Here is a 21,496-nt window from a genome sequence, read left to right on the forward strand (position 1 = left end):
GATGTGTGACTAGAACGTCTCCCGGTGTCGTTCCTGCTCGACGACGGCGTCCAGGTCGGCCAGCCGCGCCATCGACGACACCGCGCGTGCGGTGCGGTTGTTGCCCGCGAGCAGATCCTGGTGATGATGCACGAACGCCCAATATCCCGCGGTGAACGGGCACGCATTCGGTCCGAGGCGGACCTTCGGGTCGAAGCTGCACGTGCGGCAGTGATCGCTCATCTTGTTCAGGTAGGCGCCACCGGAGGTGTACGGCTTGGTGGCGAGCAGGCCGCCGTCGGCGTGCTGGCTCATCCCGACCACATTCGTCGGCATCACCCACGCGAAGCCGTCGACGAACGCGGTGGCGAACCATTCGGTCAGGGCCCGCGGCTGGTAACCGCGCTGCAACGCGTGGCTGCCCAGCACCATCAGCCGCTGGATGTGGTGCGCCCACCCGCGGTCCCGCACCCCGCCGAGCGCCTGCCGCAGGCATTCGGCGGTGACCGAATCGGCGTCGAGGTCGTTCCACCAGGCCGGCAGCGGAGTCTCGGCGGCCAGGGCGTTGTTGTCCAGGTAGTCCGGGCCGAAGTGCCAATACAGGTGCCACATGTACTCCCGCCACCCCAGAATCTGGCGGATGAACCCCTCGGCGGCGGCCAGTGGGGCGTTGCCGTCCCGGTAGGCCTGTTCGGCGGCATGCACGGCGTCCAGCGGGTGCAGCACGCCGAGGTTCAGCGGCACCGACAGCAGGGAATGCGACATCGCCCAGTCCTCGCCCATCATGGCGTCCTCGTAGCGGCCGAACAGCGGCAGTCGACGTTCGATGAATCTCGTCAGTGCCCGGCGCGCCTCGGCAGGCGTGACCGCGAACAGCCGCGGCCCGTCGACGCCGACCGTGGGCAGATCCATCGCATCCAGGTCGCGGCGCACCTGGTCGTCGATGTCGTCTTCGCGCGGGCGGTACGGCGCGTCGACGCCGATCGATCGACCGTTCTTGGGTGGGGACTCGCGGTTCTCGGCGTCGAAGTTCCACCGCCCGCCCACCGGCTCGGAACCGTCCATCAATACGCTGAACCGCCGGCGCTGCTCGCGGTAGAAATCCTCCATCCGAAACCGGCGCCGATCCCCGGCCCACCGCCGAAAGTCGGTGCGCGACAACGCAAATCCCGGGGTGGGCAACACCTCGGCGACCATTCCGTCGCGCTGGAGGCGCCGCACGAAGCGATCGGCGGCCAACGATGTCGGCTCGTGCACCAGCACGGGCGTGCCGTAATCGCGGAGCGCTTCGGTGTAGGTTTCGGCGCGCACCAGGGTTGCGCGCTCACCCAGGTCGGCCGCGGCGTGCCGCACGGCGGACAGCACCAGGTGCAGCTTCTGCCGGTGAAAGCGGCGCCGTCGCAGCGCGGAGGTCGACTCGACCAGGAACACCGGACGGTGCGCATGGTCGCCGCCGTAGAACTGCGGCCCGAGCTGATCGGCGAACAGCCACAGCGGGGTGTCGTCAGCGCTCATCGTTCGGTCCTAGCCGCCGTTGCCGCGCAAAATCTCCTCGGCGCATCGCAGTCTGGTATGCCCGGTTTCCTGCATGCAGACACGGACCGGGGATTCGGTCTCCGTCGGTGGTGCGACGATCGGCGCAGTCGGCGATGACGTGACCACCGGGTTCGGGATCTCGTCGGAATGCACCGACCACAGGTAGCGGTTGGTGTACTGCAACTTCGTGCAGTAGGCGGTCGCCCCGTCGGCGGTGGTTCCGGTGGCGCCCGGCTCGGTGCAGTCCGAACCGATCACCGCGGTGGGGGTCGGCTCGACGGTGACGGTGTCGGTGTCGGTCGCCGCGGTCGTCGTCGTGGGGGTCGATGGAGTGGTCGTCGCGGTGGGAGCCGGCGGCGGGACGACCGGGGTGGTCGCCGTCGTCGTGGCGGTCCGGATGTCCTTGGCGGCGACGTCCTCGCCGCGGTCGCGGCCCGCGACGAAGGCGATCGCGACACCGGCGACCAGCAGCACCGCCAGGACGGGAAGCAGGATTTTCAGCCATCGATTGCGGGATTGCGGGGCGGGCTCGCCGATGGGCGCCGCATCGGTGATCGGGGTCAGCCGGGTGGCGTCGGCATCGGTAAGGCCGTCACCCGACACCGGGGTGGTGATGTGGTGCGCCAACGCCCGCGCGAAGTCCATGCAGCGGTCGAACCGCTCCGCAGGGTCCTTGGACAGCGCCTTGCGCAGCGCCGCGTCGAGGTTCGCCAACTCGGGGCGGCGCTCGGCGAGGCTCGGCGGCAACGCCGACAGATGCTGGCTGATCACCACCGCGGGATTGGAATGCGGAAACGGCGGGGTGCCGGTGAGCAGGTGGTAGGCAGTGGCTGCCAGTGCATACTGGTCGGCCCGACCGTCGAGGTCACGGCCCATCAGCTGTTCTGGGGCGGCATAGGACACCGTGCCGACCGTCATATTGGTCTGGGTCAGCCCGCTGGCATCGTTGTCCCATCGGGCAATTCCGAAGTCCGCCAACAGGATCCGCTCCTCACCGGACTCCTGCTTGGAGACCAGGATGTTGGCGGGCTTGACGTCGCGATGGAGCAGATGGCGTTGGTGTGCGTAGTCCAGCGCCTCCGCGACCGCGGTGACGATCTTGAGCACCTCGGCCTGCGGCAGGCCGGTGGGGAAGTTCTTCAACAGGTCGCCGGCGTCATTGCCGTCGACGAAGTCCATGGCGATCCACAGCTGGCCGTCGGTTTCCCCGCGGTCGTGGACGCCGACGATATGGGGGTGCCAGAGCGTGGCGGCGATGTCCGCTTCACGTTCGAACCGCGCCCGGTATTCGGCGTCGCCGCTCACCGAGGCCGGTAACACTTTGAGGGCGTCGCGGCGGGGGAGTCGGGGATGCTGGGCCAGGTAGACCTCGCCCATCCCGCCCGCGCCCAGCAATCGCAGGATCGTGTAGCCCGCGAATGTCTCGCCTTTGGCCAGCGGCATGGCCTGATACTACAAATGTCCTGCCCGGGCGGGTTCGGACGCGCTGAGCGCAGCAAGCTGATCCTCGGTGACGCCGAGGACGCGAAGGCACGCGTCGGCAACGTGGCGGGCGAGCGCGGCGGGGTCCGGGTGTGGTGGCGGTATCCACATGTTCACCAAGGACTCGACCAGGCGAAACGGAAGGTCGGCCGCGTCGTCGGTGATCCCGGTCGCCGCCAGAACCGCGCGGCTGAGGTCGAGATAGGCCTGTCGCAGTCGCTCACGCTCGGTCCAGAAGGTGGCCAGCCTGGCCTCCCTGAGCTCGGGCAACAGGTAGAGAGCACCCAGGTTCCACTGTGAAGTGAGCAGCTGGGCGCCGTCGAAGGCGGCCAGGGCGTGCAGGGTGGCTGCGGCCGAGCGGGGGTCGCCGCTCTGTTCGAGCCCGGACAGGAACGTCAGGGTCGGCGTCACGGTCTGGTGCAGGAGCGCTGAGAGCAGCTCGTCCTTGGTTTTGAAGTAGTGGTACAGCGAGGCCTGCCGGATGCCGACCGCCTCGGCGATGGCCCGGGTCGAGGTGCTGGCGTAGCCGCGGCTGGTGAACAGCTCCGCCGCGGCGTCGAGGATCTCGTCCCGCGCGGTGGTGCCGGGTCTGCGCCGTTCGGTCAAGCGCGGACGTCCCGCCCGCGTTGTCTCCATGGTCCGATGTTGACCTACATCACCTGCGAAAAGACAGACCCCGGGATTTTCTGTCACATGACAGAAACGCGGGATACCTATCGGTTACGCGCCGTCTTGGTTTGGTTACGCCAGCGACACCCACCGCGACGAGAGGCCCGTAAAACTGTCAGTCGACAGGCTGATGGCTCACCGCGGAGCGCATCCTCTCCGACCCTCTGACCTTCCGGGAGACTCTGCATGGCGAGCGCCGCAAGTGTCGCGCTGCGACCTGACGCACCGGCGACGACGCCGGGTGACGTGGTCGCCGCGGTGGATGATCTGTGTGTCACGTTCCGCCGCAACGGCAAGGACGTGCACGCGCTGCGCGGGGTGTCGCTGCAGATCGCGCCCGGCGAAATCGTGGGCCTGGTTGGCGAATCCGGCTCCGGTAAAAGCGTTCTGGGCTTCAGCATGCTCGGCCTGCTCGGCGCGGCCAAGACCCGCGGCGGGGTCAAGGTATGTGACACCGACATGCTCACCGGCGCCGCCAAGCAGCTGCGCAAGGTCCGCCGACTCGACCTCGGCGCGGTGTTCCAGGACCCGATGACATCGCTGAACCCGACGATGCGGATCGGCAAACAAGTCGAAGAAGTAGCGGGCAGCAGCGCAGAAGCACTGAAACTGCTTACTGCCGTTGGCATTCCGGATCCCGAACGACGGATGCGGGCCTACCCGCACGAACTGTCCGGCGGGTTGCGCCAGCGGGTGATGATCGCGATCGCAGTGGCCGGCGACCCGGAGTTGATCATCGCCGACGAGCCGACCACCGCACTCGACGTCACCGTCCAGGCGCAGGTGCTGGCGCTGCTGCAGCGGTTGCGTGCCGAGATCGGCTGCAGCATCGTGCTGATCACCCACGACCTCGGCGTCGCCGCGCAGATCGCCGATCGTATCGCCGTGCTCTACGCCGGGCGGATCGCCGAAATAGGCCCGACCGCCGACGTTCTCGCCACCCCCGCGCACCCCTACACCCATGGCCTGCTGCAATCGCGACTGACGCTGGACACGGCGCGGGACCGTCCGCTGGCGGCGATGGCCGGCCAGGTGCCAAGCCCGACCGCGCCGCTGCCCGGGTGTGCGTTCGTGCCCCGGTGTGCGCTGGCCCGCACCGAATGCTCGGCCACCCCACCGGATCCGGTACCGTGCGCCGAGAACCGGGTGAGCGCCTGCATCATCGAGCCGGCGGAGATGCGTACCGAACTGGCCGGGATCATCGCCGCCGAGGCCGAGGCTTTCGCCGATCGTGCCGAGATATCGGCTGATCAACCGCCTGCCGTCGACGCTCGCACCGTGACCAAGACGTTCACCGTGCGCCGCCGCAGGCTGGATCGCTCCGGAGCATCAGGGGGCAAACTGCAGGCGCTGCGCGGAGTGTCGCTGACCGTCGCGCACGGCGAATCGGTGGCGCTGGTCGGGGAGAGCGGCTCCGGAAAGTCGACGCTGCTGCGCATCATCGCCGGGCTGGAGAAGCCGACCACCGGCGAGGTCGAACTGGCCGGCGACACCCGCCCGCAGATGGTCTTCCAAGACGCCGGCGCCTCGCTGACACCGTGGTTGTCCGTCGGTGAGCTGATCGGTGAACGGCTTCGCGGCACGTCGATGTCGCGTGCCCAACGCAAGGACGCTGTCGCCGCCGTGCTGGAGCGGGTCGGACTTCCGCAGGATGTGGTCAAGTCGCGGGCCGCGCAGCTGTCCGGCGGTCAGCGCCAACGCGTCTCGCTGGCGCGGGCCACCGTGATCCCGCCACAGGTGTTGCTCTGCGACGAGCCGACCAGTGCGCTCGATGTGTCGCTGGCCGCTTCGGTGCTCAACCTGATCGGTGAACTGCGGCGCACCCTGGACATGTCGGTGGTGTTCGTGACCCACGACCTGTCGGTGGCACGGGTGGTGGCCGACCGGATCGCAGTGATGTACCTGGGCCGCATCGTCGAGATCGGCCCCGCCGAAGACGTGATCGGCCGCCCGACACATCCCTACACCCAGGCGCTGGTCGACGCGATCCCCGACCTGGGTCGTGACTGCCGGGTGCTGGCAGGCGAACCCGCCAGCCCGCTGTCACCGCCGACCGGCTGTGCCTTCCACCCCCGGTGCCCGATCGCGATCGACACCTGCAGCGACATCGAACTCGACGTCCGCCTGGAAGGCACGCCCGGCAGCCCGCACCAGGTCGCCTGTATCGAACGGAAGGCGCGCTGATGGCCATCGCAGTCCCCGCCCCGGCACTGTTGCGCAGTCGTGAGAAGCGGATGGCGGCGCTACCGAAAGACCGTGCGGTGATCGTCAATTGGCTCGGCGTGTCCCTGCTCCTGCTGGTGACGGTGATCGCCGTCGCCGTCCCGCTGCTGGCCCCGCACGACCCGCTGGTGCCGGTCGGCATGCCACTGCAGGCGCCTGGCAAGAACGGCTTCCTGCTCGGCACCGACAGCGTCGGCCGGGACATCTTGAGCCGCGTGCTGTTCGGCATCCGGTCGAGCTGGTTCGCGGCCCTGGTGGTGGTCGGCGTCGGACTGCTCATCGGAGGTCTGGTCGGGCTCATCGCCGGCGCAGCCGGTGGCTGGCTGGACGCGACCTTGATGCGCATCACCGACGGCTTCCTGTCGCTGCCCGCGCCGGTGCTGGCCATCGCGGTCGTCGCAGCACTGGGGCCCGGCTTCGTCCACACTCTCATCGCGGTGTCGATCGTGTGGTGGCCGTTCTACGCCAGGTTGGTTCGCGGCGAGGTCGCGCGATTGGCGGCCCGGCCGCACGTCGAGGCCGCCCGGCTGGCCGGGGTCGGACCCGTCCGGGTCGCCACCCGCCACCTGCTGCCCGGCGCGGTGCCCAATGCGCTGGTGGCCGCCAGCCTCGACCTCGGCACATTGATCCTCACGCTGGCGGCGCTGTCGTTCCTCGGTCTCGGCCAATCGGCCCCCGCCCCGGAACTGGGCGCCGACGCGGCCCGCAACCTGAGCTACTTCCTGCAGCAGTGGTGGGTGCCGGTGATGCCCGGCCTTGGCGTCCTGGTCCTCGCAGTGATCGGCAACGTCGCCGGTGACAGCCTGCGCAACCTGATGAAGACGAGCTAGGAGGCTTACCGGTGAAAACGTTCATCGCCTCCCGACTGGCGGCGACGCTGGTGATCCTGGTCGCACTGACCGCCGTGATGTTTGTGCTGCAACACATTTCACCGCTTGACCCGGTCAAGGCCCAGATGGGTGCCCAGGCGTCCGCCTCGGCGGTGGCCGCACGCCGAGAAGCGTTGGGCCTCAACGACCCGATCGTCACTCAGTTCTGGCACTACCTCACCGGCGCGGTTCAGGGCGACCTCGGAACGTCGTACCGGACTCGGCACGCCGTCGCATCCGACCTCGGCAGCTTCTTCCCGGCCACCCTGGAACTGGCGCTCTACGGAATCGGCATCGCGCTGGTGCTGGCCGTGCTGCTGGCATTCAGCACCACCCTGAAGTGGCGGGGATCGGCTGTGCTGCGGGCGATTCTGTTCACCGGATCCTCGGCGCCGATGTTCCTGCTCGGAATCCTGGGGCTGATCGTCTTCTACCAGAAGCTCGGTTGGGTGCCGGCCAACGGCCGCATCGGGATCAGCAACCCGCCGACCGGCCCCACCGGACTGCTGACCGTCGACGGACTGCTCAGCGGGCGCTTCGACGTTGTCACCGATGCCCTGCACCACCTGATCCTGCCCGCCCTGGTGCTGGCGCTGGGCCCGGCGGTCGCCATCGGCCGGGTGCTGCGATCCAGCCTGCTCACCGATATGGACAGCGACTATGTGCGCACCGCGCGGGCAAAAGGACTGTCGGAGAGCCGAATAGTGGCCGGTCACGTCCTGCGAAACTGCGTCGGTTCGGCGTTGTCGATGACCGGACTGCAGGTCGGCCTGATGTTCGCCGGCGTGCTGGTCGTCGAGCAGGTCTTCGGCTGGCCGGGCATCGGCCAGTACATCGCCCAGAGCATCCCGGTGGCCGATTTCCCGGCGATCGCCGGCGTCACGCTGATGCTCGGCGCCCTCTACGTCTTCATCAACACGGTCGTGGATCTTCTCCAGGCCGCCGCAGACCCCCGCATCGCAGTTACAGGAGGATAGGTGCCGAAACAGCCACTCATAGTGGGCAATCCGGTCTTGGTCGTCGTCGACATGCAAGAAAGCGGCGACATGCCCGTCGAGGAGGTGGGCATCCCGCACATGGCCGGCTATGCCGACCGAATCGGCCGGGCGCGGCAACTGATCGACGCCGCGCGTGCCGCGACCATCCCGATCGTGTTCTTCCAGGAGGTGCACCGCGCCAACGGCATCGACTTCGGCCGGGAACTCGACGGTGTCGAAGGACCGCACTGCATCGACGGCAGGCCCGGCACCCCGCTGCATCCCGAGCTGTTACCCGACTTCACCGGCCCCAATCACGAGTTCCACATCGTCAAGCGGCGGTATTCCGGTTTCATCGGAACCGAATTCGAGATCGTGCTGTCCGGGTTGAAGGCCGACACGCTGATCCTGATCGGCGGGCTGACCGACGTGTGCGTGCACTACACCTTCGCCGACGCCCATCAGCGCGACTTCCACGTGCGAGTGGTGTCCGACTGCGTCGGTGGCTCATCGGTGTACCGGCACGAAGCCGCATTGGATGCCATGGAGTACCTGCAGACCGGCGCCACGCGGACCACCGAAGAGATCCTCGACGCTTTCGCATCCCTCACCACTCCGGTACTCGAAGGAGCCGCCCGATGAAGAAACTCACCACGCTGCTCGCGATCGGCGCGACCGCAGCCCTGGCCCTGACCGCCTGTGGCGGTTCGAATTCCGGCGGCGGCAGCACCCCGAACGCGGCTCCGACCGACAAGGTGCTGAAGCTGTCGTTCCTGCAGGATCCGGGCCAGCCGCCGGACCCCGACATCTACTACGCCGGCCAGGGCCTGCTGCTGACCACCAACACCTATGAGGGTCTGCTGCAGTACAAGGGCGGCACCGACAAGGCGGAGCTCCAGCCGCTGCTGGCGACCGAGTGGACGGCGTCGCCGGACAACAAGGTCTTCAACTTCAAGCTGCGTCAGGGCGTGAAGTTCCACGACGGCACGCCCTTCACCTCGGCTGCGGTCAAGGCGTCCTTCGACCGGCGCGCAGCGGTCAATCAGGGACCCGCATACATGGTGTCCGATGTCGAATCGGTGACCACCCAGGGCGATTACGACGTCACCGTCACGCTCAAGGCGCCGAACTCGGCGTTCCTGGACTACCTGGCATGCCCCTATGGTCCGCGGATGATGAGTCCGGACGGGTTGCAGAAGAATGCCGGCACCGACCACGCGCAGGGTTATCTGACCACTCACGACCTGGGCACCGGTCCGTACACGTTGACCGCCGCCGAGGTGGGTTCGAAGTACCAGTTGACCGCCTTCGGCGACTACTGGGGCGCGAAGCCGTATTTCGAGAAGGTCGAACTGCCGGTGATCACCGATGTCTCGGCGCAGCAGCTGCAGTTCAACAACGGTCAGCTCGCCGCGATCCTGCATGACCTGCCGTCCTCGGCGGTGCAGTCCTACCTGGACAACAAGTCGTTCACGAATTACTCACTGCCGACGATGATGTCGAACTTCGTCTACATCAACCCCAATAAGGGGATGATGACCGACGCGAAGAATCGCAACGCCGTCATGCAGGCGATCGACGTCGACGAATTGGTCAAGCAGACCTACTTCGGCCGCGGCAAGAAGGCTGACCAGATCTACCCGGCGAACATGATGGCCGCCGAGTACGGCAAGCAATCGGTGACCCATGATCCGTCCGTGCTGACCTCGCTGGCGGCGAGTCTGCCCGCCGACCAGAAGTCGGTCACCATCGGTTACGACTCGTCGAACCCCGATAACCAGTTGATTTCCAACCTGGTTCAGACCCAGCTGGCCGCGGCGGGACTCAATGCCAAGGTCCAGGCCTACCCGACGTCGGAGATCTACGGATGGGTCGGCGGTGACGGTCAGGCGGCGCCGGAGATCATGACCTACCTCGGCTGGCCTGATGCGCCGTCGCCCTACACCTGGGGGCACATCTCCTGGGACGCCGACGGCGGCCTGAACTTCTTCGGCTGCTCGGCCCCGCCGATCACCGACGCGTTGGCCAAGGGTCTGCCCACCGGTGACCTCGCGGCCTTCTCCACCGCCGGTGAGGAAGCGGTGAAGACCGGTTGCTGGCTGAACATCGCCAATGTCAACGACTTCATGGTGGCCCAGCCGTGGCTCAAGGGCGTGGAGCAGGCGCATGTGGTGACCGATCCGAACACGCTGCGGTTGGCCGCGCTGTCGGTAGGCTGAGCCGAATGGTCCTGGGAGACGGGAAAGTTCGCCGGATCGTCCTACTGACCCTGGGTTGGGAGGAGCTGCCCAAGTCGGTGTCGGTCTACGGGGCGCCACCCGAGCTGCGGATGCGTGAGCCGGTTCCCGGTGTGCTGCTGCAGACCGACGGTGGCTGGGTGTTGCTCGACACCGGGTTCAACACCGCACTGATCCGCGATCCGGCGTTGTACCGGCGGTTCTTCCCGACCGTCGAGTACATCCCGGTCCTCCCAGGACCCGGCGAGCCGATCGAGGAGTCGTTGCACGACATCGGGATCGACGTCGACGACATCCACCTCGTGGCGCTGTCGCACCTGCACCACGACCACGCGGGCGGCGTGAAGTTGTTCGCCGGCAAGGTCCCGGTGCATGCGCAGCGCCGCGAGCTGGAGTACGGGCTTTCCAACCATCCCGAGCCCGAACACAACGCGATCAACCGCATCGACTTCGACGATCCCCGCATCGACTGGGTGCTGGCCGACGGTGAAGCGCAGATCGCACCCGGTATCACCGCGGTGCCCACTTACGGCCACACGCCCGGGCATCAGAGCTTCGTCGTCGACCTCGACGAGTCGGTGGGCGGCGGCGGATTCGTGTTCGCGTTCGACGCCGCCGACCTCACCGAGAACATCGAGCACGAGTTGCCGATCGGCGGGTTCATCGACGTCGACCCGGCCGAGACGGTCGAGCCGATCCGAAGGCTGAAGAGGCTGGCCACCGACAAGGGTTACGAGCTGGTGCCCGGCCACGACCCGCATGTCTGGCCGGAGCTGACGAGGACCTTCGCGGAGCGGTTCGGCCCGGTGCCACCACCGTGACCACGGCCGCCGTCGAGCACGTCATTCGCGCGCCGCGCGCGGTGATCGACGGTATGGTCCAGTCGGCCGCGATTGGGTTGGGAGACGGCGTGATTCGCGTCGTCACCGAAATCGACGGGAATTTTGGCGGCGCCGACGAGACGGTGCTCGGTCCCGACATGGTGTTGTTACCCGGACTGGTGGACACCCATGTCCACATCAACGAGCCGGGTACCGACTGGGAGGGCTTCGACTCCGCTACGGCGGCGGCGCTGGCCGGAGGCATCACCACGGTGGTGGACATGCCGCTGGACTGTGACCCGGTGACGACCACGGTGGCGGCGTTGGAGGCCAAACGTTCCGCGGCGGACGGCGCATGCCGCGTCGACACCGGATTCTGGGGCGGCATCGTGCCCGGCAATCTCGAGTCGTTCGGTGAACTCGCCGGCGCGGGAGTGCTCGGCTTCAAATGCTTCCTCTCCGAATCGGGGAACGCCGACTTTCCGCCGTTGGACCCCGACCAGCTGCGGGCGGCGATGGCCGTTGTGGCCGAACTGGATTCGGTGCTGCTGGTGCATGCCGAGAGCGAACGAGTGCTGACCGGGTGCCCGGTACCGGGTGGACGGTCGTACGGCGAATTCCTGCGGTCACGGCCCGACGCTGCCGAACAGGATGCGGTGCGCATCGTGCTCGACGCGGTCGCCGAGACCGGCGCCCGAGCCCACATCGTGCACGTCTCGAGTGCCGAGGTGCTGCCGATGATCGCCGAGGCCAAGGCGGCGGGTCTTCCGGTCACCGCCGAAACATGTCCGCACTACTTGACTTTCGCCGCCGAGACCATCCCCGAGGGTGCGACGGTGTTCGCGGCCTGTCCGCCCATCCGCGGCAAGGACAACCGCGACCTGCTCTGGGCCGCGCTGGCCGACGGAACGCTGGACATGGTGGTCTCCGATCACTCGCCGTGCGCCCCGCGCCACAAAGACCTGACCGGCGGTGACTTCGGTCGTGCCTTCGGTGGCATCAGCTCGTTGCAGATCGCCCTGCCCGCGTTGTGGACTCAGGCACGCCGGCGGGGATTCGATATGCCCGAGGTGTGCCGGTGGATGGCGCAGGCGCCCGCCGAACTCGCCGGCCTGACCGACCGTGGAGTGATCGCCGCAGGCAAACGCGCCGACTTCTGCGTGTTCGACCCCGACGCCGCGTGGGTGGTGCGGGGTGCCGACCTGCGGCACCGTCATGCGATGACCCCGTACGAGGGCACCTCGCTGACCGGTGCTACCCGTCAGACCTGGCGGGCCGGACGCATGGCCGGTCAGGACAGTCGCGGCGATCTGCTGGTCGCCGGACTGCGGGAGCCGGCATGAGAATACTGGTGCTCAACCCGAATACCTCGGCGACGATGACGGCGGAGATCGACGCCGCGGCCAGGGCGGCCGCCGCACCCGAGACCGAAATCGTCACCGTGCAACCCTCTTTCGGATCCGTCGCGATCGACTCCGCCGCGGAAAGTTACCTTTCGGCCGTCGGGGTGATGGACGTCGTCGCCACCCAGCTCGCCGCCGGGACATTCGACGCCGATGCCGTGGTGCTGGCCGGCTTCGGTGAACACGGCAAGGATGCGCTGCAGGAGATGCTCGACGTGCCGGTGCTCGACATCGCCGAATCGGCCGCCCACGTCGCGCAGCTGATCGGCAGACGGTTCTCGGTGGTCACCACCCTGGCCCGGTCTATCGCGCCGATCGAGGACCGGCTGTTGTTGGCCGGACTGGCGGCGCACTGCGCTTCGGTACGGGCGTGCGGCCTCGGCACCGCCGAGGTCGACGCCGACCCCGCCGCCGCGGTCGCCGCGATCGTCGCCGAAGCCGAACGTGCGGTGACTCTGGACGGCGCCGACGTGATCTGCCTGGGCTGCGCGGGGATGGCCGGGGTGACCGCCGCGATCACCGAGAAACTGGGGGTGCCCGCCGTCGACGGGGTGGCCGCTGCGGTGGGTCTGGCGCAGATGTTGGTCGGCTTGAACCTGTCCACCAGCAAGGCCGGTGTCTACGCCGCTGGACCCGACAACGCACGCACGCACTGGCCACTATCGCAGGGGTTACACACATGACCGGACTGGACCTGGCCTGCCGCGCGGTCGGCGGTAGCGTCGTGGCGGCCAGCGACGAGTCGTTCGGCGTCAAAGAGCGGCTGATCGACGCGGCCGAACCCGACTTCGTGCCAGGCACTTTCGACCTGCGGGGTGAAGTCGTCGACGGCTGGGAGACCCGAAGGCACGCACCCGCACCGGACTGGGTCATCATCCGCCTCGGAGTGCCGGGACGGCTGCGCACCATCGACGTCGACACCCGGTACTTCACCGGAAACCATCCCACCGGCGCCACGCTGTACGCGGCAACGCTGGCGGCCGGCACCGACCCATGCGATGCGCGGGTGGACTGGCGGCTGCTGTCGCCGATGACAGCGTTGAAAGCCGACGCGCACAACGCCATCGCCGTTGACGACCCGCGTCGCTACACCCACCTCAAGTTGGTGATCGCATCCGACGGCGGGGTGGCCAGGCTGCGGGCCTACGGCGAGCCCGTTCCCGACCCGGCGCTGTGGTCGGGGGTGACCGTCGAGGTCTCCGGCGCCGAGCACGGCGGGCGTGTCGAGCACTGCAGCGACACGTTCTACGCCGACGCACGGGCACTGATCGCCGCGGACCGCCCGCAGAACATGGGATCGGGCTGGGAAGCCCGTCGCCGCCGTGACATCGGACCCGACACCCACGACGCGGTGACGATCTCGTTTCTGACATCCACCGATCTGGCCCGCATCGAAATCGACACCTCGTACTTCGTGTTCAATGCATCCCGCGAGGTGTCCGTTCTCGGTACCCGTGACCGGCCGGATGCCCGACGCCCGTGGTGGGCACTCACCTTCGACGAGGTGGTGCTGCCCCGCACGCGCCTGATCGCCGACGCGCGGCAGGTCTTCGTGGTCGATGCCCCCGCGATCACCGCCATTCGGGTGCAGGCGTATCCCGACGGCGGCATCGCCCGGGTCCGGGCGCTGGGCCGGCCCACCGCATCCGGGTTCGCCGAGTTGCAGACGAGATGGGATGCGTCGCAATGATTCCGCTGGTTGTCGACTGCACCGGACTGTGGCGACGGACGTTGTTGATCGAGGCCGACGGCTCTCGCGACACCGGAACGAATGTGCTCTGGCTGCAAGGCATCTCCATGTTCGTCGATCTTCGCGGGCCGGGGGAGGGTTTCGCAGGCCGGCTCGGCCAGCACGACGACGTCTTCGAATGGGACCGTCTGGTCGACCTGCAGCCGCCCGAGCTTCCCGATGCGGGCCGAATGAGCTGGGCCGGTGACACTCTCGTGGAGATCGGTGTGCACGCCGACTACACCGAGCACTGGCAGCGTGAAGCCGGCACCAGACAACCCTGTTGGGGACTGGTGCTGTCGGCGCCGGACGCGGCGGGTGTTCTGGTGCGAGTGGGGGACCGGTTCGGCTGGGCCCACCCGCAGGAGATCTCCCTCGGGGTTGTCAGCGGAACCGATTGGTGGATCGCTGAATCAAGCCATCCGGACCGAGTCGGGGCGTTGTTGCGTCCTCGAATCCAGTCAGAACAGCTACGAGTCGACGACGACATCGCCTGGGACATCAACGAAAGCGAAGGAAGCGTGACACTGTGAGTGGGGCGACATCATTTCAATCGGTACCCGTCATCGACATCAGTGGGTTGCGGTCCGCCAACCCTGCCGACCGTGACCGCGTCGCAGGCGAACTCGGCGCGGCGGCACGCGAGGTCGGGTTCTTCTACATCTCGGGGACCCCGGTCAGCGACGAACTTTTCGATCGGCTCCTCGACGCCACCAAGCAGTTTTTCGGGCTACCGCTGGCGGAGAAGATGAAGTCCTACATCGGGCTGTCGAACTGTCATCGCGGTTACGTGCCGGTGGGTGAGGAAGGGTTCTACAGCGACAAGCCAGACTTCAAGGAAGCGTTCGACACCGCGTTGGACCTGCCCGCCGACGATCCCGACCACCTGGCAGGCAACCCGATGCTCGGGCCCAACGTGTGGCCGGACGTTCCCGGCTTCGCCGACACGGTCACCGAGTACTACCAGGCGGTGTTGGGCGTCGGGCAGGATCTGTTGGGCGCCTTCGCCGTCGCGCTCGGAGAGGATCCGGACACCTTCACCAGGCACGCCACCAAGACACCGAGCCAGCTGCGGCTGATCTACTATCCGCACAACCCGGACGCCGAAGACGCCCAGGGCATCGGCGCACACACCGACTACGAGTGCTTCACCCTGCTCAAGCCCACCGCACCCGGGCTCGAAGTCCTCAACGGAGCCGGGGAATGGATCGACGTCCCACCGATTCCCGGCACGTTCGTGGTCAATGTCGGCGACATGCTCGAGCTGTGGACCAACGGCGCCTTCGTGGCCACGTCGCACCGAGTGCGAAAGGTCAAGCAGGAGCGGTACTCGTTCCCGCTGTTCTTCAACGTCGATTACCACACCGTGGTGCAGCCGCTGCCGCAGTTCGTCACCGCCGACGAGGAGTCGCGACCGGCGTTGGTGGCCGGAGAGCACCTGTTCGCCCAGACCGCGCAGACATTCGCCTACCTGCGGTCCCGGCTCGAGAGCGGCGATCTGGTCCTGCCGGACGGCTCACTGGAGACCGGTACGTTCGGCCAGCAGGCGCTGCAGTCCCGCAACTGACGCCGAGCGTGCGGCTTGTCGTCGGAGAAGTTGCGGCACACCACCGACAACGCCCACGCTCGGTGGGTTGTCCTCAGCGCACGCGACGGGTGGGGCGCGTCTCGATCGCATCGATGGTCAGGGCGCGGCGGGTCAGCAGCCAGCCCGACTCCGATCGCTGATAGTCGTCGTCGTAGCGCAGATACCACACCAGATCGCCGATGCCCTCGGGGCCGCGGCTCCAATGGTGTGCGGTCGCCGCGATACGACCCCGCGCGACAGCGGGATTCGGACCGGCGGTATAGACCTCGGAATCGATGGCGTGGTGGGTCCGGCCGACGCTGGTCACTGCGGCGAGTGCCTCGCGAATGGCGTCCGGGCCGCGGTGCGACCGCGCCGGGGTCAGCACCTCCGGCGGGTCGGGCAGGACCAATTCGCCGTCGACGGTGAACAGTCCGATCACGCTCTCGACATCGCGATCGTCGACCGCCGCGGCGTAGCGGTGCACGACGCTCGACAGGTCCGACCGATCGGAAACCGAAAGTGTCACGGCCGCAAACCCAGGCGCTGCGCGCAGGCCGACAGAAGGTCCTTGGCTTCGTTGATGTCGGTTACCGCAGGCATCCCCAGCACCAGCCGCCCGGCTCCGACGTCGGCAAGCCGGCCGGCACGGTCGGCGTCCACCTTCGTCACCAGATGCCCCAGCGACAACTCCAAAGAGGCGGGGTCGCGCCCGGCGTCCTCGGCGGCCAGCCGCATCACCTCGACCAGGGTGGCAAGCTCGGCGCCACCGACCCCGAGTGGCTGGAAACCGTCGCCGAGGCGTCCGGCCCGGCGCGCCGCCAATCGGCTGTGCCCGCCGACGTGGATCGGAACTCCCTCGGCTGCAACCGGTTTCGGATACGACATCGCGTGGTCGATGTCGTAGAACTCGCCGTGGTGGCTCACGCCACCGGGATTGTCGGCCCACAGTGCTCGCAGCACCTCGATCTGCTCGTCCGCGCGGCGGCCCCGGCTGGTGAAATCGGCTCCGCAGGATTCGATCTCCTCCCGCAACCAGCCCACCCCGACACACAGCCGCAGCCGTCCGCCGGACAGCACGTCGACGGTGGCGGCCCGCTTGGCCAGCATCACCGGGTGGTGGTTGGGCAACACCAGCACCCCGGTGGCCAGACCCAGCGTGGTGGTCCGGCCGGCCAGGAACGCCAGCATCTCCAGCGGGTCGGGCACCGGGCACTCGGGAGCCACCTCGACCCGACCGGACGGGTCGTAGGGATACACGCTGGTGTACTGCGTCACCAGCACCGTGTGCTCGGCCATGATGATCGACTCGAAACCACACGTCTCGAGATGGCGGGCGAACTCCGTCATCCACACGGGGTCCGCGGTGACCCCCGCGGCAATGGGAGCGACGACGGCGTACTTCACGTCGCGAGGCTAACCCGCAGTCTCCGGATCGCCTTCGCTCAGTCCCGCCAGATGAGCCATCAGCCGGTCCAGGAACACCACATGGCCCTTGAGTAACTTGTGGCGCGCTCGTGCCACCGGAAACCATCCGACCCGGTCCAGTTCGGGGAACTCCTGCATCCGCCCCGAGCCTTTCGGCCACTCCATGCTGAAGGTATTGCTCTGTGCCTGGGCCACATCCAGGTCCGCCTGGATGGCGAACACCGTCAACACCTTGCCGCTCGGCTGTTTGACCGCATCGAATTCGATCCGGTCGCCCTGCGGCACATCGGATCCCAACTCCTCGGCGAACTCACGCCGTGCGGCCGCCCACGCATCGTCGGTATCGGGGTCGTACTCGCCCTTGGGAATAGACCACGCGCCGTCGTCCTTGCGTGCCCAGAACGGCCCGCCGGGATGCCCGATGAGCACCTCCACCACGCCGTCGACATGTCGGTGCAGCAGTACGCCCGCGCTGTATTTCGGCACTCGCTACTCCGGGTGTGGCGCGGTCGCGGACTGCATCACCGCCGCCAGCGTCTGCGCCCGTGGGTCGGTCAGCACATCCTCGAGCAACAGTGGCGAGCCGTCGGGCCCGGTCAGCGGGACCCGCCAGTTCGGGTACTCGTCGGTGGTGCCGGGCTGGTTCTGGGTGCGCCGATCGCCGACCGCATCGGTCAACGCCAGCGCCAACAACCGCGACGGGGTGCGGGCGAGATACCGGTGCAGGGCCAGGATCACCTGCTCCTCATCGGCGTCGTCGCCGAGCAGGCCGACCCGGCGAAGCTCGGCCAGCCACGCTGCCTGCTCGGCGCGATCGTCGGCCAGTTCCTCCTCGGCCGGGCGAGTGAGCAGGCCGAGCTCGTCACGCAACCGCACGTGCTCACCGGCCAGGTACCCGGCGGTCGGCGGCAGGTCGTGCGTGGTCACCGAGGACAAGCACAACTCCCGCCAGCGCTGGGCTTGCAGCGGCCCGCCGCCGCCGTCGCGGTCCAGTTCGAACCACAGGATCGACGTGCCCAGCACGCCGCGGGCCCGCAGATAGTCACGTACCCACGGTTCCACCGTGCCCAGATCCTCGCCGACGACGACGGCGCCGGCCCGGTGCGCTTCGAGTGCGACGATCCCGATCATCGCGTCGTGGTTGTAGCGGACGTAGGTGCCCTTCGTCGGCGCGGCGCCGGACGGGATCCACCACAGCCGGAACAGTCCGATGATGTGATCGATGCGGACACCGCCTGCATGCCGCAGGATCGCCGCGATCAGATCCCGAAAAGGTTGGTAGCCAAGCTCTTCGAGCTGATCCGGCCGCCATGGCGGTTGCGACCAGTTCTGGCCGAGCTGGTTGAACTCGTCGGGAGGGGCGCCGGCGGCGACCCCGGTGGCCAACACGTTCTGCAGGGCCCAGGCGTCCGCGCCGTCGGGATGCACGCCGACGGCGAGGTCGTGCATGATGCCCAGCGCCATCCCGGTGCGGACGGCCTGGGATTGTGCGGCCGCGAGCTGATCGTCGAGCTGCCACTGCAGCCAGCGGTGGAACTCCACCGCCGAGGCGTGCCGGTGGACGAACTCGGTCACGTCGGGGCCGGCCGGATGCCGCAGGCCTTTCGGCCACTTCCGCCAGTTGCCGCCGTACTTCTCGGCCAGCGCCGACCAGGTGGCGAAGTCGTCGAGGGCCCGGCCTTCCCGCTTTTTGAAGGCCTCGAAGGCGAGCTCGCGGCCCGCGGACCGGGGGACCCGGTAAATCGCTTTCAGCGCAGTACGTTTCGCGGACCACGCCGAGTCGCGGTCGATGGCATCAATCTTGCGTGACCGGGCCTGCACCGCGGCCCGCAACTTCCACACCCGGCCGCGCTTGGGCAGCTGAGCGAACTCGGGAACGGACTCGACCCGCAGATAGATCGGATTGGTGAACCGCCGGGACGTCGGCAGGTAGGGGGAGGGCTCCATGGGCCGGGTCGGCGCGGCCGCCTGCAGCGGGTTGACCAGGATGTAGCCGGCACCGTGACGCGCCCCGGCCCACACGGCGAGATCGGTGAGGTCACCGAGATCGCCTACGCCCCAAGAGTTCTTGGAGCGCACACTGTAGACCTGGGTGGCCAGTCCCCACATCCGCCGTGCGCCGAGCCGGGCAGGCAGCCCCAGCCAGGCCGGGGTGACGATCAGCGGCGTACTGAACTCCTGACCACCTGAGCTCAAGTGGACGCGGTGATAGCCCAGCGGCAGATCGGCGGGCAGCACGAACGTCGCCTCACCCACCAGCCTTCCGTCCAGGTCGTGCGGTGGGGTGAAGTTGTCGGCTTGGCGCACCCCGGTGCGTACTGTGCCGTCCTCCAACCGGACCCAGACGTACGCCGGGTCGCCATGGGTGACATGCGCCCAGAACGAGGTCTCACTGTCGGCGCGACCGATGATCGTCGGCGGCAGTGACCGGGACCAATACCGGGTGTCTTCGGCCGAAAGCGCTGCGGCGCGGCCCTCTTCGGTGCCGGCCTGGACACCGAGCGCGGCCAGCACCGACACCAGGGTGTCCTCCTCGACCGGGACGGACCGCCCGGTCCAGTCGTAGTACTCGGTGGCCACACCGAACCGATGGGCGAGTTCGGCCAGCGACGAAGCAGTCATGTGTGCCATCTTGCTTGGTTGCCCGTAACCTCGCCTCACATGGGCGGCCCCGGACTCGCTGTACGAAATCGGCGAGCACGGATCGCCAGCGCCGCCCTGTTCCTGACGAACGGCGTGTTGTTCGCCAACCTGCTGCCGCGTTTCCCAGAGATCAAGGCTGACCTGGGCCTGTCCAACTCGGCGTTCGGTCTGGCGGTGGCCGCGTTCTCGGCGGGCGCGCTCCTGACCGGGCTGACCGCCGCCGCCCTCGTCCGCCGCTACCGTTCGTCGGTTGTCGCGGTCGCGAGTTCTCTGCTGCTCGCCGTGTTCACCGTTCTCGCCGGCGTGGCACCCACCGGGCCGACCCTGGCGGCGGTGCTGTTCTGCGCCGGCGCGGCCGACTCGGTGACCGATGTCGCCCAGAACGTGCACGGGCTGCGCGTGCAACGCGCGTACGGCCGCTTCATCATCAACTCGCTGCATGCGGTGTGGTCGTCGGGCGCCGTGCTGGGCGGCCTGATCGGCGCGGGCGCAATCTATCTCGGGATTCCCCGTGCCGTGCAGCTCTCGGTCTCCGCTCTGCTGTTCAGCGCGGTGTGCCTGGTCGCCTACCGCTACCTGCTGCCCGGGCCTGACCACGACGACACCGAAACCCCGCTGGGTGAGCGGGCCACGGGCCGGGCGGGTCGCAGTGTCTATGTCGCGTTGGCCGCGCTGGTGGCCATTGCGATCGCCGGTGCCGCCGTGGAGGACGCGGGCAGTTCGTGGGCCACGTTGTATCTGCGAGATTCGCTGTCGGCGCCCGCTGCGCTCGCGGCGTTCGGCTACGTCGCCCTGGTCGGGTTCCAGTTCATCGGCCGCCTCGTCGGCGACCGATTGACCGACCGGTGGGGGCCATGCACGGTCGCCAGGGCCGGCGGTCTGATCGTCGCCGTAGGGATGGCGGGCGCCCTGGCGTTCCCCAGCATCCCAGGCACCATCGCCGGGTTCGCCGCCGCCGGATTCGGCTCGGCCACCCTGGTGCCCGCCGCCATGCACGCCGCCGACGAGCTGCCCGGACTGCGGCCGGGCACCGGGCTGACGGTGTTGACGTGGCTGATGCGAGTGGGATTCCTCGGATCGCCGATCCTGGTGGGTGCGGTCGCCGACGCGGTGTCGCTGCGAGTCGGTCTGCTGACCGTCCCGGTGGCCGGACTGGCGGCGGTACTGCTGGCCCGCGCTCTCAGCCCACGGCGCCGGTCAGTTCGATCGTGAGCACACCCGCGATGATCAACGCGATGCCACCCATCATCAGCGGGGTCAGCGGCTCGGCGAACAACACCCGGGCGATCACCGCGATCAGGGCGACCCCGGCCGCCGACCACACGCCGTAGGCGACCCCGACCGGCATACCCAGCGACAGGGTCACCGACAGCAGCGTGAACGACACCAGATAGCCGAGCAGCATCGGTGCGACCCACGCCTTCTTGCGGAAACCGTCCGAGGCGCGCAGGCACAGGGTCGCGCACACCTCGATGAGGATGGCCCCGGCCAGCGTCAGCCACATCACCGCGTGCCCTCCTCGCCGGCGTGATTCCGCGACCCGAGCTCCACGAGCAGAACGCCGGCGATGATCAACCCGATCCCGGCCACGATCGGGACGGTGAACGGGTCGCCGAAGATCACCGCCGCCAGAATGGCCGTCGCCGCGGTTCCTACCGCACCCCAGACGCCATAGGCCACCCCGACCGGCATGCCGGCCCGCAGCACCAACGCCAGGAAGTAGAAGGAGGCGAGATAGCCGGACACCACCAGGACCAGCCACGCCGAATGGTCTTGCGACGCGCGAAGCGACAGGGTGCCGGTGACCTCCACGGTGATAGCGGCCAACAGGAGCGCCCATTTCCGCACGCGGGCCAGGATAGCTGGGCCGACGAGTGTGGCCGCCGTCATAGCCGGCGGCCGCGGTGACCGGATAGACCGGCAGCCGCAAGCC

General features: G+C 68.2%; 21 protein-coding genes. 12 read left to right on the forward strand and 9 right to left on the reverse strand.

The genetic code is table 11. From position 1 onward, the window contains the following. Nucleotides 1–9: 9 nt before the first annotated feature. From BST42_RS12570 to BST42_RS12580, 3 genes are read right to left on the reverse strand one after another with little or no spacing between them, the layout of a single operon-like run. Nucleotides 10–1,494, reverse strand: a complete 1,485-nt coding sequence (locus BST42_RS12570) for a cryptochrome/photolyase family protein (protein ID WP_083118997.1) — start codon at nt 1,492–1,494, stop codon at nt 10–12. Nucleotides 1,495–1,503: 9 nt separating this feature from the next. Beyond that, complete coding sequence (locus tag BST42_RS12575) at nt 1,504–2,958, reverse strand: serine/threonine-protein kinase (RefSeq protein ID WP_083118998.1); 1,455 nt, start codon at nt 2,956–2,958, stop codon at nt 1,504–1,506. Nucleotides 2,959–2,967: 9 nt separating this feature from the next. Further along, nucleotides 2,968–3,633, reverse strand: coding sequence for a TetR/AcrR family transcriptional regulator (locus BST42_RS12580; RefSeq protein ID WP_083118999.1), 666 nt, complete (start codon nt 3,631–3,633; stop codon nt 2,968–2,970). A 219-nt stretch (nt 3,634–3,852) separates the two neighbouring features. Here BST42_RS12580 and BST42_RS12585 point away from each other — a divergent pair, with 219 nt between their 5' ends. Genes BST42_RS12585 through BST42_RS12635 form a run of 11 tightly spaced genes read left to right on the forward strand, consistent with a single transcriptional unit; the run spans nt 3,853 to nt 15,492 of the window. Continuing rightward, entirely contained in the window at nt 3,853–5,850 is a 1,998-nt protein-coding gene (locus tag BST42_RS12585; RefSeq protein WP_083119000.1) for a dipeptide ABC transporter ATP-binding protein, read from the forward strand. Then, nucleotides 5,850–6,719, forward strand: coding sequence for an ABC transporter permease (locus tag BST42_RS12590; RefSeq protein ID WP_083119002.1), 870 nt, complete (start codon nt 5,850–5,852; stop codon nt 6,717–6,719). The genes BST42_RS12585 and BST42_RS12590 overlap by 1 nt, the downstream gene beginning before the upstream one ends. 11 nt (nt 6,720–6,730) lie before the next feature. Further along, complete coding sequence (locus BST42_RS12595) at nt 6,731–7,735, forward strand: ABC transporter permease (protein ID WP_083119003.1); 1,005 nt, start codon at nt 6,731–6,733, stop codon at nt 7,733–7,735. Then, on the forward strand, nt 7,736–8,377 hold the full coding sequence (locus BST42_RS12600; RefSeq protein WP_083119005.1) for a cysteine hydrolase family protein: 642 nt from the start codon (nt 7,736–7,738) through the stop codon (nt 8,375–8,377). It begins immediately after the preceding gene. Next, complete coding sequence (locus tag BST42_RS12605) at nt 8,374–9,954, forward strand: ABC transporter substrate-binding protein (protein ID WP_083119007.1); 1,581 nt, start codon at nt 8,374–8,376, stop codon at nt 9,952–9,954. The genes BST42_RS12600 and BST42_RS12605 overlap by 4 nt, the downstream gene beginning before the upstream one ends. A gap of 5 nt (nt 9,955–9,959) precedes the next feature. Continuing rightward, a complete protein-coding gene (locus BST42_RS12610; protein WP_083119008.1) occupies nt 9,960–10,793 on the forward strand; it encodes an N-acyl homoserine lactonase family protein in 834 nt (277 codons plus the stop codon). After that, a complete protein-coding gene (allB, locus tag BST42_RS12615) occupies nt 10,790–12,136 on the forward strand; it encodes an allantoinase AllB (RefSeq protein ID WP_110918584.1) in 1,347 nt (448 codons plus the stop codon). The genes BST42_RS12610 and allB overlap by 4 nt, the downstream gene beginning before the upstream one ends. Then, on the forward strand, nt 12,133–12,879 hold the full coding sequence (locus BST42_RS12620) for an aspartate/glutamate racemase family protein (RefSeq protein ID WP_083119010.1): 747 nt from the start codon (nt 12,133–12,135) through the stop codon (nt 12,877–12,879). The genes allB and BST42_RS12620 overlap by 4 nt, the downstream gene beginning before the upstream one ends. Next, complete coding sequence (locus BST42_RS12625; protein WP_083119011.1) at nt 12,876–13,886, forward strand: allantoicase; 1,011 nt, start codon at nt 12,876–12,878, stop codon at nt 13,884–13,886. The genes BST42_RS12620 and BST42_RS12625 overlap by 4 nt, the downstream gene beginning before the upstream one ends. Then, nucleotides 13,883–14,458: a hypothetical protein gene (locus BST42_RS12630; protein ID WP_237159394.1), complete on the forward strand. Its 576-nt coding sequence runs from the start codon at nt 13,883–13,885 to the stop codon at nt 14,456–14,458. Before BST42_RS12625 ends, BST42_RS12630 begins: the two co-directional genes overlap by 4 nt. After that, nucleotides 14,455–15,492 carry an isopenicillin N synthase family dioxygenase gene (locus BST42_RS12635; protein ID WP_083119013.1) on the forward strand — a complete coding sequence of 346 codons (1,038 nt, stop codon included), beginning with the start codon at nt 14,455–14,457 and terminating at the stop codon, nt 15,490–15,492. Before BST42_RS12630 ends, BST42_RS12635 begins: the two co-directional genes overlap by 4 nt. Before the next feature lie 73 nt (nt 15,493–15,565). Here BST42_RS12635 and BST42_RS12640 read toward each other — a convergent pair whose 3' ends face one another. Genes BST42_RS12640 through malQ form a run of 4 tightly spaced genes read right to left on the reverse strand, consistent with a single transcriptional unit; the run spans nt 15,566 to nt 19,551 of the window. Then, a complete protein-coding gene (locus BST42_RS12640) occupies nt 15,566–16,021 on the reverse strand; it encodes a nuclear transport factor 2 family protein (protein WP_083119014.1) in 456 nt (151 codons plus the stop codon). Continuing rightward, on the reverse strand, nt 16,018–16,899 hold the full coding sequence (locus BST42_RS12645) for an LLM class F420-dependent oxidoreductase (RefSeq protein ID WP_083119016.1): 882 nt from the start codon (nt 16,897–16,899) through the stop codon (nt 16,018–16,020). The genes BST42_RS12640 and BST42_RS12645 overlap by 4 nt, the downstream gene beginning before the upstream one ends. 9 nt (nt 16,900–16,908) lie before the next feature. Further along, nucleotides 16,909–17,406 carry an NUDIX hydrolase gene (locus BST42_RS12650; protein ID WP_083119018.1) on the reverse strand — a complete coding sequence of 166 codons (498 nt, stop codon included), beginning with the start codon at nt 17,404–17,406 and terminating at the stop codon, nt 16,909–16,911. Between the two features lie 3 nt (nt 17,407–17,409). Next, nucleotides 17,410–19,551 (reverse strand): 4-alpha-glucanotransferase, encoded by a 2,142-nt coding sequence (malQ, locus tag BST42_RS12655; RefSeq protein ID WP_435406031.1) that lies wholly within the window; start codon nt 19,549–19,551, stop codon nt 17,410–17,412. A 30-nt stretch (nt 19,552–19,581) separates the two neighbouring features. Here malQ and BST42_RS12660 point away from each other — a divergent pair, with 30 nt between their 5' ends. Then, nucleotides 19,582–20,775: an MFS transporter gene (locus BST42_RS12660; RefSeq protein ID WP_083119020.1), complete on the forward strand. Its 1,194-nt coding sequence runs from the start codon at nt 19,582–19,584 to the stop codon at nt 20,773–20,775. Here the strand turns inward: BST42_RS12660 and BST42_RS12665 are convergent. Together BST42_RS12665 and BST42_RS12670 are read right to left on the reverse strand one after the other, a co-directional pair. Further along, a complete protein-coding gene (locus BST42_RS12665; RefSeq protein WP_083119021.1) occupies nt 20,744–21,067 on the reverse strand; it encodes a DMT family transporter in 324 nt (107 codons plus the stop codon). The genes BST42_RS12660 and BST42_RS12665 overlap by 32 nt on opposite strands. Continuing rightward, nucleotides 21,067–21,411, reverse strand: a complete 345-nt coding sequence (locus BST42_RS12670; RefSeq protein WP_083119634.1) for a DMT family transporter — start codon at nt 21,409–21,411, stop codon at nt 21,067–21,069. Before BST42_RS12670 ends, BST42_RS12665 begins: the two co-directional genes overlap by 1 nt. Between the last annotated feature and the right edge of the window lie 85 nt (nt 21,412–21,496).

The sequence above is a fragment of the Mycolicibacterium rhodesiae genome (genome assembly GCF_002086695.1).
In the GTDB taxonomy this organism is placed as follows: Bacteria; Actinomycetota; Actinomycetes; order Mycobacteriales; family Mycobacteriaceae; genus Mycobacterium; species Mycobacterium rhodesiae.